Raw genomic sequence first — 15,674 nt, forward strand, 5'->3', positions numbered from 1 at the left:
AGGGATGCGTGCCCGATACGTGGTCGGCGGCCTGGCGATAGTGATCGCGGTCGCGGTGTGGGCCGTCGACATGGCGGCGTTTCAGCCCGAGGTCGAGCGGCTCACCATCGCCGAGAACAACTCCTAATTGGCGCAGCGCCCTGCACTTCTGTGCGGCGTCCAAGCAGCTACGCTGCGGACCCCGGGCCAGGGACCTTCGCCACGCGGCGATGTTCCTGGCCTTCGCGGGTCTGGTGCTCCTGGCCGAAGGCCGTCTGATCGCCGCCCTGACCGGATTCGGCGCGATGGCGGGCTGGGGAACGGCCGGCATCTTCCTTGACAAAGCCGATCTCGGCGCCTTCGGCAGCGGCATCGCGGCCGTCGTCATCGCGGCCGCTTTCGGGACACTGGCGTGGTACTTGAACACCGCCACGATCGTGCGGCCCGACAGCCAGAGCGTTCTCTACTTCACGGCCGCTATTTGCGTTTTCTTCGTCACTTTGATGTCGTTCGCCCAGACACCGGCCGAGATCGTGCCCGGTCGGCTGGCTATCACTTCGGCGTTTGTCGCGGTGGCCTTCGTCATCGTGGCATGCGCTCTGGCGGGAACCGCGACCGTCCATATCGGACGATGGGCCATCACGGCACTAGCGCTGAGCCTGCTGCCCCTGGGCGTGATCGCCTATCGCCGGGCCTATGGCGAACCGATGGATCTGGACTACTGCGCCTTTACCTTCGGCCCGGCGATCGTCATGCTCGCGGCGCTGACCTGGCTCGCGGGACGGTGGCCAAAGGATCCGCGCCGCCTCGCTAGCGTGATTGCCTTGCTCCTGCTTGTCGTGCCCGTAATGGCCACGGTGGGAACGCTCATCGCTGTGCGACCAGTCTCGGCATCGCTGACGAACTGACCGCCGCGGCCGGCAACCCAGCGGTCAGCGCGGCAGATTCGGATTTGCTCATGGGTCTAGTCGCGCTACTGGCCGGCACGTTGAACGCCTTACTGATGCTCGCGGCCACGCAGCGGCCAGTCGAGCTAGGCCTGCAAGTGGCGCCGAAGCTCGCTGATGACAGCGTGGGCGTGCGCTAACTCGAGGTGCAGCCGGGTCACTTCGAACTCAAGCTGCACGATGCGGCAAGCGGCGGCAAGCGTCATGCCCAGGTCGACGACCTCCCGCGCGCGGGCCGCCCGGGCCAGATCATCGCGCGAGTAACGCCGGTGGCCGCCGCCTGAGCGGGCCGGTCGCAGCAGCCCGCTGTCACCGAGGCTGCGCAGAAACCCGGGCTGCACGCCGAGCAGGCTCGCCGCCGTGCTCATGGTGTAAAGCGGGTAACTCGCGTCATCGAATGGCTCGGTCATGCTTTTGGTCTCCTGAAAACTTAAGGCGGCTCCAATGTAGCTGGAGCCGCCTTATCGCTTGAGGATCAGCCTGCTGATTAGGCGGTCAGAACCTTGTTGTCCTCGCCCAGACCGACCTCGATGCGGCGGGGCTTGGCCTGCTCGGCGACCGGGATGCTCACCGTGAGCACACCGTTGTTGTAGTCAGCTTTGACAGCCTCAAGGTTCAGGCCGTCGCCGACGACGATCTGCCGGCTGTAGGTGCCGGACGGACGCTCGGCCACCACGTAGTTGACGCCCTCGCCAGCCTCTGGCTTGCGCTCGGCGCGGACCGTCAGCGTGTTCTTCTCAGCCACCACGTCGAGGCTGCCCGGCTGGATGCCCGGGAGGTCGAAACGAAGCACGTAGGAGTCGCCGTCGCGGTAGGCGTCCATGGGCATGAGGCGCGGCGAACGGGACGTGCCCCAGACCTCGCTGGCCAACCGGTCGAAGTCGCGGAAGGGATCAAATCGCAATGAAGTCATACCGAGAACGTTAGCGTGCTCGGCTCAAAAAAACTACTCCAGTCAGATGAGATTTTCTGTTACGAACGTGACAGTCTCCGGAGCAGGCTGTCGGAACTCATGGGGTAGGCGCCGTGCCGCTTGACGCCGACGGCCACTTCCTTGTCAGAGGAGATGACGACGATCGGGCGGCCGGCCGGTTCAGCGCGCACGAGCCGGCGGATGAGTTCGTCGGCGGTCTCTCCCTTGCGGGAGAACAAGACCCGTACGCCGCGCGGCGCTGGCGGCAGCCCGTGCACGCGTTCGGCCCCATCGAACACGACCGTTGTTTCGGCGCCGGTCTGCGCGACAACCAGTCCGAGCGCGGCGACCAGGCGGTTGCGCTGCTGCTCCAGGGACATCTCGGCGAAGCCACGCTTGGTCACGTTGTAGCCATCGACGATGAGATGGGCCTTAGGCAGGGCGAGCAGCTGGTTGAGCCGGCCGGGGTCGTCGACGTCGAGCCCACGGGAAGCTGGCGACTGCTTTCCCGGGCTGTCCGCGTGAGCGGCCGCTACGGCGTCGCCAGGCAGCATCTGCGCTGGGTCGAGCGCCAGCTCACGGCGCAGCCCAACAGCAGCCTGGCCGATCGTCTCCAGCAGCAGCCACAGGCGCGCCTCATCCATCGCGCGGGCTTCCCGCGCGGTGTGGCGCACATCGTCTTTGGCAGCCTCGGCATCGGACAGTCTGGACCGCAGTTTGCGCAGCTCAGCATCAAAATCACTGGCAGCCTTGGTGGCCCGCCCCTTTTCGATGGACAGCAACTCAGCGGACCGTTTCGCCGCTGCCTGGGCCTCCCGCAACGCCTTTGCCGTCTCGCGCGCTTCGGTCTGCACAGTGGTCATTTCGTCGCGCAGTTTGGCCAGCTCAGCCCGAAGCTTCTCGGTCTCAATCTTGGCGACGGTGCGATCGTGCTCGGCCCGCGCGGCCCGGACCTCGGCGTCGCGCAGCGCTTCGGCGGCAGCGGCGGTTTCGGCCTGCTCCGCGACGGCTTCGGCCGAAGCGGCGATCATCTCGCGCCAGCCCTGCGGCCGCAGAAGGTAGGCCAGGGCGGCGATCTCGGCAGGATCCCCCGCAGCCGGTGGTGTGCCGCTGGCTATCGCTTCGCCCAGCTCACCGGCATCGGCGGCGGCCTTCTCGCCAATCCGCTGCCGGAACAACGCGTCGGTGCTCAGCTGCATGGCGATGGTCGGTCCGCCCAGGCGCGCCCGGCGGTTGGGGGCGAACTTCGCGACCTTGCGCAAGGGCTGCGGCAACTCGTCGGCGGGCAGCATGGTTAACACGGCCGCGGCGAGCGCCACCACCCGTTGGCGGATCAGCTCCGGCAGGTGTGGTTCGGGGGCAAACTCCGCCGCGGAAGCACCAGCCCCAAGGGGGGCTGTGGAGGCTGGCTCAGCGGCGGAGGACATGCATTCCAGTCTCCCACCGCCCGGCGATCTTGTCTCCTGGTATGCCGTACCGGCCAGTGATCTTGGACCTGGGCAAGAATGTCGGACTGTCCGATTAGGGTGCGGCTTCGTGCACGTCCAACTCTCGATGGCCGGGCTGTGGGATGACCCCCTCGCCCTCGATCTAAGGCAGACGACCTTTGTCGTCCTCGACCTCGAGACCACGGGAGGTGCCCCCGACGGGGGCGGCATCACCGAGATCGGTGCCGTCAAAGTCCGTGGCGGGGAACAGATCGGCAAGCTCGCCACCCTGATCAACCCGGGGGTGCCGATCCCGCCGTTCGTCACCGTCCTAACCGGAATCACGACCGCGATGGTGGCCCCGGCCCCGCCCATCGAAGAGGTGCTTCCGTCGCTATTGGAGTTTCTGCAAGGCGCCGTCCTGGTCGCGCACAACGCCCCCTATGACACCGGTTTCCTCAAGGCCGCCTGTGCCGCCCACGGCTACACCTGGCCCGCCCCCAAGGTGCTGTGCACGGCCCAGCTCGCCCGGCGGGTGCTCCAGCGCGACGAGGTGCCCAACCGCAAACTTGGCACGCTCGCCTGGTATTTCAAGACGCACCCGCCCACGCACCGGGCTTTCGACGACGCTCTGGCCACGGTCGATGTGCTGCACGCGCTCATCGGCCGGCTGGGCAGCCTCGGGGTCAGCTCGCTCGGCGACGCCCTGGCCTACCTCAAGCCGGTCACCCCGACCCAGCGCGCCAAACGTCATCTGGGCGAAGGGCTCCCCCAGGCGCCCGGGGTCTACATCTTCCGGGCACACGACGGGCGGCCACTCTACGTAGGCAAGTCCGTCAATATCGCGACCAGGGTGAAGACCTATTTCGGTTCGGGCGAGAAACGAGCCCGGATCAGCGAGATGCTCGCCGCCTCGGTGAAGGTCGACGCGATCGAGTGCGCGCACTCGCTGGAAGCCGAGGTGCGCGAGCTGAGGCTGATCGCGGCACATGCCCCGCCTTATAACCGCCGCTCTAAGTATCCGGAACGCGTTCACTGGATCAAGCTCACGCAGGAGGCGTACCCCCGATTGTCTTTAGTGCGCGAGCCAGGAACCGACCCCGAGTCCTGCCTTGGCCCCTTTCCGGGAAGGCGGATCGCGCAGGCCGCGATCGACGCGGTGCTTGAGGCGCTGCCGTTGCGCCAGTGCACGACGAAGCTGTCGGCGAAGAAGGAGTCGGCCTCTTGCGCGCTGGCCGAGATCGGCCGGTGCCCGGCGCCTTGCCTGCTGCGGATTAGCACGAGTGACTACGAGTCCACTTTGGCCGGTCCGGTCCGCCAGGCATTTCGCGGTGACCCCGATCCGGTGGTGCAGCCGCTGCTCGCCCGCATGGCGAAGCTATCGGGCGATCAGCGGTTCGAGGAGGCGACCCGGCTGCGCAACCGCATGGCGGCCTTCGTGCGGGCGGCGATGCGCATGCAGCGGCTGTCGGCGCTGACCGGCATCAGCGAGCTGGTCGCCGCCAAACGGACCGCTAAGGGCGGCTGGGATATTTCGATCATCAGGCACGGGCGGCTGGCCGCGGCGGCGTTCGCCCCACCCGGCGTCCATCCACGTAGGACACTCAACGAGGTCTGGCCCACGGCGGAAACGGTCCTGCCACCGGCTCCCGGGCACCCGACCCCTTGTGCGACGGCCGAAGAGACGGAGCGAATCATCGACTGGCTTGAATTGCCGGAAACCCGGCTGGTCGAGACATCGGCCGGATGGGCGTCACCCGCCCGGGGTGCCATCCGGTTACGCAGCATGCTCACGCAGTTCGGAATGAGTGAGGGGCGGGGCTCAGTGTTGACCGAATGATGGACGGGTATTGACCATTCGGCCACCATATTCGTTACTAGGCTGTAAGCACGCTGGCGAGGGAGGTGTCCTGAATGGATGTCGATGCCGGCGCGAGCCCGGGGACCCCCCTAGGACGCATCGGGGAGAGCCTTCTGGCCGCCCGGTTGCGTGCGATGCTGAGCTGGCCCGCGTCCCGCGACCGCTCTGTGCCCCAAGTAGACCCGGTCCAGCGCCTCATTCGCACCCATCGCGGCGTCCATCCGGACGCCGATGTCAATTTGCTCCGCCGTTCCTACTCGGTCGCCGAGCGCGCTCACCGCGATCAGAAGCGCAAGAGTGGCGAGCCCTACATCACGCACCCGCTGGAAGTGGCCCACATTCTGGCCGTCCTCGGCATGGACACGGTCACGCTCGCCGCGGCGCTGCTGCATGACACGGTCGAAGACACCGACTACACGCTGCCCCAGTTGCGCGCCGACTTCGGCGCCGAGGTGGCCCTGCTCGTCAACGGCGTGACCAAGTTCGACAAGGCGCACTTCGCTCAGGCCGAGGCCGAAACGATCCGCAAGATGATCGTCTCGGCGGGCAAAGACATCCGCGTGCTCGTCATCAAGATCGCCGATCGCTTGCACAACATGGAAACGCTTGACGCCCGCTCGCCCGCTTCGCGGGCTCGCATCGCCTCGGCGACCCGTGAAGTGCTCGTCCCCTTGTGCGACCGGCTTGGCATCCAGGCGCTCAAGGGCCCGTTCGAAGACGTCGTGCTGCGTTACGTCGATCCTGAGGCCTATCAGCTCATCGATGAGATGGTCACGCGGGAGCGTCCACATTGGAACGAATACGTCGAGCGGTTCGTCGGGGCCGGCAATGACGCTCTCAAGCGCGAAAAGCTTGACGGGCACCTGATTCCACGCCCCCGGCACTACTACACGATCTGGAAAGACACCAAGGCGGCGGGAAGTCCTTCGCCCATCAACCTTCCGCGCGTCGTGGTGATCCTCGACGGCGACGAGGCCGACTGTTATGCCGCGCTAGGCGTGATGCACCAGCGCTGGCTGCCGATCCCGGGACGGTTCAAGGACTACATCGCCGCGCCGAAGAACAACCTCTACCGTTCGCTGCACACGACCGTGCTCGGGCCGGACGACCAGATGGTCGAGGTGCTGATCCGCACGGATCAAATGCACAAGGCCGTGGAATATGGGGTCGTCGCCCCTTATCGCTATCCGGTGCGCCCGCCCCGCTTCGGCAAGAAGGTCCCCGCGGCGGCGCCCAAGCAGGACCAGATGGCCTGGCTGCGGCGCGCTCTGGAACTGGAGGCGGCAGCCCCCGACGCCGTCCAGTTTGTCCAAACGCTTCGCTGTGACCTGGCCGAACAGCAGATCCAGGTGTTTGGGCACGGCACACGAATGCTTCTTCCGGCCGGGGCAACCCCGGTCGATGTCGCTTATGAGCTCAGTTTCCGCATAGGTGACCGGTGCGTGGCAGCGACGGTCAACGGTGTGCTGACACCGCTCAACGCCGAGCTCACGGATGGCGATGTCGTCGACATTCTGGTCAGCCGGGACAAGAATCACCCCGGCCCCCGCCCCGAATGGCTGGATTTCGTCAAGTCACCCAACGCAAGGCTGCGCCTGAGCCGCCGGTTCAGCGAGCCCGAGGCTCCGGCCGGGACGGTCAGTGACCGGCTCCAGATCGGCCGCGCGGCGATCGGCTTGGCCCTGCGCCGCCGTGACCGCGCCCTGTCCAGTGAGCAGCGGTTGGTGGACCTCGCTCAGGAGCTGGGATACCCCGATTTGGACACGCTGCTGATCGCGATAGCCGAGCACCGCGTGCGCGCCGACGTCATCGTCGACCAGCTGATCGCCAGCGTCGACGCCAGTGCCGGCCAGCGTGGCATACCGGTGCAGCCGCAGCAGTCACCGACCGAATCGTCTAGCCTGACTGGGTGATCAGGTCCCGCTCGCCGCTGCGCCGGCGCATGCTCTCGATGGCGTACGGGATCTTCTACCGGATTCCGCCGAAGTGGCGTTCCCGGCTGGTCAAGACCATCAGCCCGAAATACATCCTCGGTTCCGTGGTGCTCATCTATGACACGGAGAAGCCGGATCATCTGCTGTTGTTGCGCCAGCCACCAGGGCGCGGCTGGACGCTGCCGGCCGGATTGCTCGACCGGGGCGAAACTCCGATACAGGCGGCTTGCCGTGAGGCGGCTGAGGAAACCGGCATCGAGTTCACTTTGGATCAGCTCACGCCGGCTGTTCCTAACGCGGTGGTGCACACCAAGGGCCGCTGGGTGGACATGGTGTTCACGGCACGGGTTCCGGCCTCCACTACGGCGCTTTCCGTGGACGGGGCTGAGGTCTGGGAAGCCGCCTGGCACCCCATCGGCAGCCTCCCCCGGCTGACCGTCGCGACTGCCCGTTTACTGGAGCATTACGGCATACGATCTCAATCATGACGGCGCCGGATGATGTTTGCGCGGTGGTGCTGGCCGCTGGGCTGGGCACCCGGTTGCGGCCGCTGACCAGTTTGCGGCCGAAAGCGCTTGTGCCCGTGGGCAATGTGCCGCTTCTCGACCGGGCCCTGCACCGTCTCGCGGCGGCGGGCCTTACCGGGCCGGGAAGGGTGGCGGTCAACGCGCATCACTTCGCTGACATGATCGCGAGCCACGTTGGTACCCGCGCGCATTTGTCCATTGAAGACGGCGAACCTTTGGGATCGGCGGGAGCCGTGGGCAAGCTGCACAGCTGGATCGATGGGCGGGCGGTCCTCGTCGTCAACGCCGATGCCTATGTGGACGCTCCCGCGGGAGATTTGCGCGACCTGCTCGACGACTGGGACGGACGGACCGTCCGGCTGTCGGGGCACGTCGCCGACGACGGCCACCCGCCTTTTGGCGGGCTCGCGTTCGCCGGGGCGTCGTTACTTCCGGCCCCGGAAGCAGCGGTCTTGAAGCCCGAATACTCGCATCTCGTGCTCACGACCTGGCGCCCTGCCGAGCGCGAGCAACGGCTGGAGTCCTTTCCGCTCAACGGGACCTACATCGACTGCGGCACCCCGGCCGACTATCTCGCCGCCAACCTGCACGCGGCTAACGGCGAGAACCTCATCGCCGAGGACGCTGTGGTGACCGGCGCGGTTCTGTCCAGTGTCATCGGGGCGGGCAGCGCGATGTATGGCGTGGTCCGGCGCTGCGTGCTGTGGCCTGGCGCACACGTCGACGCCGACGAGGTGCTGACCGATGCCGTACGGGTGGGGCGCGACCTGACAGTGAAGGTTACTCCCGCGTAATATCGCGGCATGCAACAGCGACCTCACGCACGAGAAGCTGATTCCGCCGGCGCCAGGCCGCCCGTCGAGGCGATCGTGGACCGAGGAACTGACCGCCTAACCGTTCGCCTCTATGACCTTGTCAGTTCCCGCACGCTTGCGGTGATCTTCCCCGCGATGGGTGTCCCGGCCAGCTACTACGAACGTTTCGCGGTGTCGCTCAACGAGGCTGGCATGGCCGTCGCGATCGCTGACCTTCGCGGCACCGGCAACAGCACGCCAAAGCCCAGCACCCGAAGCCGTTACGGTTACGACGACCTGGCCGCCGATGTGGGTGCGGTGCTGGAAACCCTTGCGCCGCAACGAGAAGGCCGCCGTACCATCCTCATGGGACACTCCCTGGGCGGGCAGGCGTGCATCATGCACGTGGCCCGGCACCCAGAGTCCGTTGACGGTCTCGTGCTCATCGCGGTCGGCCTGCCCTACTGGCGCACCTATGGCCGTCAGCGCCTTGGTGTGTATGGCGTCGTGCAAGGCATCAGCACCGTCTCGTCCGCCCTGCGCGTCTGGCCCGGCTGGGGTTTCGGCGGCCGTCAAGCCCGCGGCGTCATGCAGGACTGGGCATACACCGGCCGCCACGGCCTGTTCCCGCCACACCTGCGCGTCGAGGAACGGCTCGCCGACATCACGCTTCCGGTGCTCGCGATCTCCGTGGACGACGATCAGTACACCCCGGCGCCCACGATGGACTTCACCGTGGGCAAGCTCACGTCGGCGAAGGTAACCCGGGCACACGTGTCTACAGCGGACGCTGGCATCCCGCTTGACCACTTCAAATGGGTAAAAGCCGGCCGGGCTATTACGGCTCTGCTTAGAGACTGGATGCCGCGTTAGCGAGGTTGAGTCGCCAGTTCTCGAAGACTTGCGGGCCACCGAACTGCACGGTGTGTTCCTCGTCTGCCTTTTCAAATCCGGCCCGCGCGTAGAGGCGCCGTGCTCCGTCGAGGTCCGCGTTGGTCCACAACACCATTTGGGGGTACCCAGTGAGCCGTGCGAACTCCACGCAGGCGTCGACGAGCTTGGCGCCGATCCCGAGCCCGCGAGCCCAGGGTTCCACGAGCAGCAGCCGCAACTGGGCCGTGCTGTCGTCCTTGCGCACACAGAACACGCAGCCAGCGGGTGTGCCTTTGACGTCGGCGATCCAGGCCCGGTCATAGCGCGGGTCGCGGTGCTTCACGTAGTCGGCGACGATCCCCGAGACCAATGCCTCGAATTCGTCGGTGTAGCCGTATTCGCTGGCGTAGATTGCCCCGTGGCGGGCGACGACCCAGCCCAGCTCCCCCGGCTTGGGTGCGCGCAGCGTGACGTCGGCTGGAACCGAAGGCGCCCATAGTCTTTCGATCAGTGCCATGGCCGCCAGCAAGTCCTGCTGGCCGACGGTGTCGAGGCGTTGCAGCAACGCGGTCATGTCTTCGATCGCGTGCTGGTCGAGGGTCGCGAAGACCTTGCGCCCCTGGGCGGTCAGCGAGACGGTCTGTTTGCGGTTGTCCGCACTTGACCGTCCAAGCTGGACCATCCCGTCAGAGTCGAACCGGCTCAGGATGCGGCTGAGGTAGCCCGGGTCGAGGCCGAGCGCTGTGCGCAGGGCCAGGGTCTCGGTCTGCTCCGCTTGGGCCAGCTCGAAGAGCACGCGGCACTCGGTCAGCGAATAGGGCGACCGCTGAATGCCATCGCCGAGAACACCGATCGTCCTGGTGTAGAACCGGTTGAACCGGCGGACCGCCGCGACGTCGCCCGCGCTCACCACCGCATTGTTTGACACAGTCAAAGAATAGGACAGAGGGTACTGTCTGCGCCATGACCACAACACCCCTTGTGCCGGAACAGCCCGGTGGGAGCGAACCGGCGCTGGAACAGACCAATGTGTCCGCTAACGACAATGTGCACGCGGCTCTGGAACGCGGGCGCGAAGCGGCCGAACGTGTCGGCGAAGCCGTTACATCGCTGGTGGGAAAGCTGCGCAATAGTGCCGAGCTCGACGGGGACCGGGGCACCACGACGATCGCCGATGAGGTTGTCGGCAAGATCGCTGGCATCGCCGCCCGGGAAGTTCAGGGCGTCTACGACCTCGGCGGCGACGCCGCCCGCGTTTTCGCTTCACTGAAAGAACGCATCGGCCTGTCCGCCGAAGGAACGGGTGAAGACTCCGACCGCGGCGTCCGCGTGCGCCTCGAAGGCACCAACGCCATCGTCGACATGACGATCGTCATCGAGTTCGGCTACGTCGTGCACACCGTGACCGACGCGGTCCGCACCAAGGTCATTAGCTCGGTCGAGACGATGCTGGGCCTGGAAGTCACCGCGGTCAACATCCGCGTAGACGACGTGCACGTGGCCGACTCCGGTGCGCTCACGCCGTAGTAGTCCGCCTTGAAGGTCCTGGCCCAGGGCACCCCCGTGCTGCCCTGAGCCGGGACCTATCGGCTAGCCGGATTGCTGGATCTCCTGGGTCCAGTTGGCTTCCCACGTCGCGCCGTCGGCCGAAACCGCCTGCTCCCAGCGGGCAGACGTTTCGGTGATGTCCGTCCAGCGAAACCGCAGCAGCTGCCGGTTTCCCTGCTCGTCTTCGTCTTCGCCGAACATCTCGATCACACCGTCGGCCAGGCGTCCCTTCATCGGCCGGAAATCGGGCGCCGCCCGCTCATTGAGCCAGACGTAGGACCATTCATTTGTCTCGTCATCATGAGCGAACACGGCAACTCCCTTGGGGCGATCGCCCGAGGGAAGCAGAAACTCAATTTCCTCGATGAGAACCTTGCCGCCGAGATGGCTCGTGACCATCTGAACCGCGGCGAACTCTTCCCACCCACCGTCACGCGCCGGCCGCCGGTTGAGGACCTCGGATTTACCTACTGAGAAAGCGAAATCTTCACGCACCGGAGAATCGTCCGATAGCCAGGTCACCCGCACCACGATTTCGGCACAGCTTAATTCGCGCTACCGTTCGAGCGTGATTGAGCTGATGCTCGGCTCGGCCGACCTCGCCCGGATCCGGTTCGCCGGCTCCCATCTAGAGGAGTTGGTCAACAGCCTCGACGTGCTCACGGGCCTGCGGGCCGGTGCTATGCACCGGTCGTGGATCACCGCGACCAGCCCGAGAGTGCGCGGGATCGACATGGCGACGCTGACCGCGCTCACTTGCGGCAGCCGGTTCATGGCCGACTTCCTTGCCCCGCCAATAGATCTCGTGCCTTGCGGCTTCGACGTCGAGCTGGAGTGGGTCCGGGCGCAGCCCGATGAGGCGATCCGTAGCGGCATCGACGAAGTGCGCGACGGCGGTCCGCTCCCACCCGTGCTGCGGCCGCTTTACGAGAACCCGTCAGCGGCACTGGGCACCCTGACCGACACCTTGCGCGCCTACTGGCGGGCCGCGATCGAGCCCGTCTGGCCCCGCCTCAGTGCTGTGCATCAGGCCGATATCGGGTACCGGATGAGTCATCTCGTCGCGGGCGGGTTCATGCGGGTGTTTGAGAACCTCCACCCGGAAGTCGAGTTCACGGGAGACCGGCTCCTCGTTCACAAATCGCATCACCACGCCGTGCGGCCCGCCGGAGACGGGCTTCTTTTGCTGCCAACGGTTTTCGCCTGGCCCCGGCTGTGCGTCAGCTACAACCCGCCTTATCAGCCGTCCCTGGCCTACGCGCCACGAGGCATCGGGCACGTGTGGGCCAGCACCGAGCAGGGGCCTGCCCAGCCGCTCGGCGAGCTCCTGGGCCGCAACCGCGCCAGCCTGCTCGCCCACCTTGATCTGCCGTTATCGACCAGCCAGCTAGCTTCGTACTTGGACATGACCGCGCCAGCTGTCAGCCAGCACCTGGCCATCCTGCGCCGGTGCCAGCTCGTCACCTCCCGCCGCGACGGCCGGTGGGTCCTGCACCAGCGCACGGATCTCGCCACTAGCCTTCTCAACGCCGCGCACTGACGCAATCATGCATACATGCGGTGGATCGATTCCTTGCCACAGCGGGCCGCGCAGAACCTGCCAGCCCCCGTTGCCGAGTACTACGCCCAGGGCGCGACAGCCGGAGTGACCGCCCGCGAAGCGCCTGACAGCTGGGAAACCTACCGGCTGCGCCCGCGAGTGATGCGCAACGTCCGCGAGATCTCAACCGCGACCTCCGTGCTCGGGCACGAACTCGCGACACCCGTGCTCATCGCACCGTCCACTTTGCAGCGCCAGGCCGACGATGCCGGCGAAGCCGCCACCACCCGCGCTGCCGCCAGGGCCGGCTCCTTGGCCTGCATCACTTCCAACTCTGGTACGAGGTTCGAAGTCCTTGGCGCCCTTGGTGTTCCGTGGTGGGTGCAGGCCTACGTGTTCCGCGACCGCGGGCTGTCGGCTGAGATGCTGCGCCAGGCCCGTGACTGTGGTGCCACCGCTGTCGTGCTGACCGTCGACACCCCGCTCCCGGGCACGAAATACAACGCCGGAAAAGCCGTGTGGGACATCGTTCCGAGCGAACACCTGCTCGTGAACTTCGACCCCTCGTTGCCGGACGAGGCCTACGTCAAAGCCGACGATCTGACCTTCGCTGATATCGGCTGGCTGCGCGAGGTGACCGGGCTTCCCGTGGTCATCAAAGGCGTTCTGCGCGCCGACGACGCCCTCGCGTGCGTTCAGGCCGGGGCCAACGCGATCCAGGTGTCAAACCACGGCGGCCGCCAGCTAGACCTAGCCGTGCACACCGCTCATGCGCTGCCTGAGATCGCCGAAGCTTTGGCCGGCACGGGCGCGGAGGTCTATGTGGACGGTGGCATCCGCCGCGGCGAGCACGTCATGATGGCGCTCGCTTTGGGCGCCCGTGCCGTGTTCGTTGGCCGCCCTGTGTTGTGGGCTCTTGCCGCCGAAGGCGAGCCGGGCGTCGAGCGCTTGCTCGCTGACCTCACCGCCGAGCTCGCCTTGACGATGAAACTGTCCGGCATGGCCACTATCGCTGACATCACGCCAGATCTCGTGACCCGGCCCTAGCAGCGCGGTCCCGCTCGTCGAGCGGGACCGCACTTCACTGCTATTTGGCTGGCGGAACGTTCTGGTTGAGGCGGAACAAGTTCTCCGGGTCATATTGCGCCTTGACCGCGGCGAGTCTGTCCCAAGTGGACCCCGGGTAAGCGTTGCGCACCCGCTCTGGACCCTCGTCGCCGAGGAAGCCCGAGTAGGCGCCAGAGTCGTTCTGCCGCAAGGCATTCGCGAAGGCAGTCACCCACGCTTCCTTGGCCGGCTTGTCGGCTTCGCCGTTGTAGAACGCGGCCACATTCACCATGATCTTGCTCTGGCGATGAGCGAACGCGGTGGCGTCGGCTGGCACGCGTGCCATCGCTCCCCCAAGCACCCGCAGCTGAGCCGCGCGCATCTGGGCGTCGGATTCTTCCAGGTACTTAATGATGGTCGCCGCTTCGGCGGCCCCGACGGAGTCGATGAACATCGTCTGCGCCGCGGCGGTCGGGTGATAGGACGTGTCCTCCGGCGGGAACAACGCCGCATAAGGCTGTGCCTGCACCATGTCGAGGATCGGCGTGGCGAGCGCACGGAACGGCGCGATGACGCGCTGTCCGTCTTCGGCCGGGCCGGCGTAAGCCAGCAGCGCCATCATCACCAGGCGGCCGTGCCACTCCGCTGGAATGAACGGCATCGGTGGCGCGGTCATCACCATCGTGATGCCGGACAGTTCCTCTGGTGCCGCCTCGGCGAGGGCGACGAAATTTTCGATGACGTCGGCGGAAACCGGCAACATCAGCATGCCGCCCACGATTTCGGGCAGCTCGTGCAACCGGAACTTCAGGCGCGTGATCACGCCGAAGTTGCCGCCGCCTCCGCGGATCGCCCAGAACAGGTCGGGATGAGACTGTTCGTCAATCTGCAGCAGCTCGCCATTCGCAGTGACAATCTCTGCGGCGAGCAGGTTGTCGATAGCTAGGCCGTGCTTGCGCACGAGGAAACCAATTCCTCCGGCCAGCGTGATTCCTGGCAGGCCAACGGAACCCGTGTCGCCAAAGCCGGTCACCAGACCGTGCTCGCCTGCGGCCGTTGTGTATTCGCCTGCGGTGATGCCGGCGCCGGCCCAGGCCGTGCGCTCCTGCGCGTCGATTTCCAGCGACTTGAGCTCCCGGACGTCGAGGACGATGCCGCCCTCGGACGCACTGTGCCCGGCGCCGCTGTGCCCACCGCCGCGGATCGCCAATTCCTGGCCGTTGTCGCGGGCGAACCCGACGACCGCCGAAACATCCTGAGCGTCGGCGACCTTGACGATGGCCTTCGGACGCTTGTCATATCCCCCGGCCACGATGGTCCGGGCTTCGTCGTAGTCCTTGTCTTGCGGTGTGATTACCCGGCCTTGTACCAGGTCACGGAGTGTCTCTAGCGAAAAACTACTCATAATGCCTCCCATTCGACCATCCCGGTACGACGGCCTGCTGACCTTTACGCGGAATAGCGGGATTCCGTCGTTGCTGACGACGCCCTGCCGCTAACGAATTCCTTGCTACGAAACGGAATCTCACGACTGTTGAGACTCGCGTCACGCCAGTGACGCGGTCCTATCTGGACTCATCGGTGACCTACGACGAGACGAGACGTCTCGTTGCCGCACCGAGAGTAGGCACGCACGAAGGAGGCTGTCAAGACGAGACGTTTCGTCTTGTGATCTGATAGAGTTGGCCCGTGACACCAGCCTCTCCCAATCCAGACCGGCGCAACGAGAACTCCCGCCGGGCGATTCTCGACGCGACGATCGAGCTGACCAGCACGATGGGCTATGGGAAAGTCACCATCGAGCGCATCGCCGCCGCGGCAGGCGTTGGCAAACAGACGATCTACCGCTGGTGGCCCTCCAAGGCGGTGCTCGCGCTAGAGGCGATCAATGATTACGTTGGGGAAGCCACGGACTTCCCCGACACCGGAGACATCACCAAAGACCTCGTCGCACAGATGGCAGGTGTCATCGGCCTGCTCAACGGCAACATCGGCGCGGTGCTGCGGGGCACGATCGCTGAGGCACAAAGCGATCCCACGATCCAGGCCGCCATTCGCGACACCATCGTCGAGCCACGCACCGACATGTGTGTCATCCGGCTCGCCAAAGCTGTTGAGGCTGGCCAGTTGCGCCCGGTGATGCCGTTGCGCGAGATGGTTGAGCTCATCTACGCGCCCGTCTACTACCGTCTGCTGCTTGGCACAGACGAGCTCAAGCCCGCTGACGCTTCAGCGTTCGTGGCCAACGCGATGGCCGGCCTGGACCCGGCTGGCGGTTAGGCCG

The 15,674-nt window shown here is 66.1% G+C and carries 17 protein-coding genes; 11 read left to right on the forward strand and 6 right to left on the reverse strand.

Features of this window, described 5'->3' with window-relative positions; genetic code table 11:
* The first annotated feature begins 4 nt into the window (after positions 1–4).
* Positions 5–127: a hypothetical protein gene (locus tag A3E1_RS48825; RefSeq protein ID WP_020521312.1), complete on the forward strand. Its 123-nt coding sequence runs from the start codon at positions 5–7 to the stop codon at positions 125–127.
* Positions 128–209: 82 nt separating this feature from the next.
* Positions 210–887 carry a hypothetical protein gene (locus A3E1_RS0113545; protein WP_020521313.1) on the forward strand — a complete coding sequence of 226 codons (678 nt, stop codon included), beginning with the start codon at positions 210–212 and terminating at the stop codon, positions 885–887.
* 125 nt (positions 888–1,012) lie between these two features.
* On the opposite strand, the gene A3E1_RS0113550 is transcribed toward A3E1_RS0113545, so the two are convergent.
* The 3 genes from A3E1_RS0113550 to A3E1_RS0113560 all read right to left on the reverse strand — a co-directional run bounded on the left by A3E1_RS0113550 (position 1,013) and on the right by A3E1_RS0113560 (position 3,266).
* A complete protein-coding gene (locus tag A3E1_RS0113550) occupies positions 1,013–1,336 on the reverse strand; it encodes a MerR family transcriptional regulator (RefSeq protein ID WP_020521314.1) in 324 nt (107 codons plus the stop codon).
* A gap of 77 nt (positions 1,337–1,413) precedes the next feature.
* Complete coding sequence (locus A3E1_RS0113555) at positions 1,414–1,839, reverse strand: Hsp20/alpha crystallin family protein (protein ID WP_020521315.1); 426 nt, start codon at positions 1,837–1,839, stop codon at positions 1,414–1,416.
* A gap of 59 nt (positions 1,840–1,898) precedes the next feature.
* Positions 1,899–3,266, reverse strand: a complete 1,368-nt coding sequence (locus A3E1_RS0113560) for an NYN domain-containing protein (RefSeq protein WP_020521316.1) — start codon at positions 3,264–3,266, stop codon at positions 1,899–1,901.
* A 127-nt stretch (positions 3,267–3,393) separates the two neighbouring features.
* Here A3E1_RS0113560 and A3E1_RS40150 point away from each other — a divergent pair, with 127 nt between their 5' ends.
* From A3E1_RS40150 to A3E1_RS40160, 5 genes are all read left to right on the forward strand, one after another.
* On the forward strand, positions 3,394–5,106 hold the full coding sequence (locus A3E1_RS40150) for a DEDD exonuclease domain-containing protein (RefSeq protein ID WP_020521317.1): 1,713 nt from the start codon (positions 3,394–3,396) through the stop codon (positions 5,104–5,106).
* Positions 5,107–5,180: 74 nt separating this feature from the next.
* Positions 5,181–7,040, forward strand: coding sequence for a RelA/SpoT family protein (locus tag A3E1_RS0113570; protein WP_020521318.1), 1,860 nt, complete (start codon positions 5,181–5,183; stop codon positions 7,038–7,040).
* Positions 7,041–7,069: 29 nt separating this feature from the next.
* A complete protein-coding gene (locus A3E1_RS40155) occupies positions 7,070–7,549 on the forward strand; it encodes an NUDIX hydrolase (RefSeq protein ID WP_020521319.1) in 480 nt (159 codons plus the stop codon).
* On the forward strand, positions 7,546–8,382 hold the full coding sequence (locus A3E1_RS0113580; protein ID WP_020521320.1) for a nucleotidyltransferase family protein: 837 nt from the start codon (positions 7,546–7,548) through the stop codon (positions 8,380–8,382). Before A3E1_RS40155 ends, A3E1_RS0113580 begins: the two co-directional genes overlap by 4 nt.
* 9 nt (positions 8,383–8,391) lie before the next feature.
* Positions 8,392–9,255, forward strand: coding sequence for an alpha/beta hydrolase family protein (locus A3E1_RS40160; RefSeq protein WP_020521321.1), 864 nt, complete (start codon positions 8,392–8,394; stop codon positions 9,253–9,255).
* Here the strand turns inward: A3E1_RS40160 and A3E1_RS0113590 are convergent.
* Positions 9,233–10,183, reverse strand: a complete 951-nt coding sequence (locus A3E1_RS0113590; protein WP_020521322.1) for a bifunctional helix-turn-helix transcriptional regulator/GNAT family N-acetyltransferase — start codon at positions 10,181–10,183, stop codon at positions 9,233–9,235. The two genes, A3E1_RS40160 and A3E1_RS0113590, sit on opposite strands and share 23 nt — an antisense overlap.
* A gap of 35 nt (positions 10,184–10,218) precedes the next feature.
* Between A3E1_RS0113590 and A3E1_RS0113595 the strand changes: the two genes are divergently transcribed.
* Positions 10,219–10,782 carry an Asp23/Gls24 family envelope stress response protein gene (locus A3E1_RS0113595; RefSeq protein ID WP_020521323.1) on the forward strand — a complete coding sequence of 188 codons (564 nt, stop codon included), beginning with the start codon at positions 10,219–10,221 and terminating at the stop codon, positions 10,780–10,782.
* 63 nt (positions 10,783–10,845) lie between these two features.
* Here the strand turns inward: A3E1_RS0113595 and A3E1_RS0113600 are convergent, their stop codons facing one another.
* A complete protein-coding gene (locus A3E1_RS0113600; RefSeq protein WP_157631492.1) occupies positions 10,846–11,325 on the reverse strand; it encodes a DUF1579 domain-containing protein in 480 nt (159 codons plus the stop codon).
* 46 nt (positions 11,326–11,371) lie between these two features.
* On the opposite strand from A3E1_RS0113600, the gene A3E1_RS0113605 reads away from it, so the two are divergent.
* Positions 11,372–12,343 carry an ArsR/SmtB family transcription factor gene (locus A3E1_RS0113605; protein ID WP_020521325.1) on the forward strand — a complete coding sequence of 324 codons (972 nt, stop codon included), beginning with the start codon at positions 11,372–11,374 and terminating at the stop codon, positions 12,341–12,343.
* Between the two features lie 15 nt (positions 12,344–12,358).
* Positions 12,359–13,390, forward strand: coding sequence for an alpha-hydroxy acid oxidase (locus tag A3E1_RS0113610; protein WP_020521326.1), 1,032 nt, complete (start codon positions 12,359–12,361; stop codon positions 13,388–13,390).
* A gap of 40 nt (positions 13,391–13,430) precedes the next feature.
* Here A3E1_RS0113610 and A3E1_RS0113615 read toward each other — a convergent pair whose 3' ends face one another.
* Positions 13,431–14,795: an FAD-binding oxidoreductase gene (locus A3E1_RS0113615; protein WP_020521327.1), complete on the reverse strand. Its 1,365-nt coding sequence runs from the start codon at positions 14,793–14,795 to the stop codon at positions 13,431–13,433.
* 284 nt (positions 14,796–15,079) lie between these two features.
* On the opposite strand from A3E1_RS0113615, the gene A3E1_RS40165 reads away from it, so the two are divergent.
* Positions 15,080–15,670 carry a TetR/AcrR family transcriptional regulator gene (locus A3E1_RS40165; protein ID WP_020521328.1) on the forward strand — a complete coding sequence of 197 codons (591 nt, stop codon included), beginning with the start codon at positions 15,080–15,082 and terminating at the stop codon, positions 15,668–15,670.
* Positions 15,671–15,674: the final 4 nt, after the last annotated feature.

Origin of the sequence: Catelliglobosispora koreensis DSM 44566 (assembly GCF_000379685.1) — a bacterium.
Lineage (GTDB): Bacteria > Actinomycetota > Actinomycetes > Mycobacteriales > Micromonosporaceae > Catelliglobosispora > Catelliglobosispora koreensis.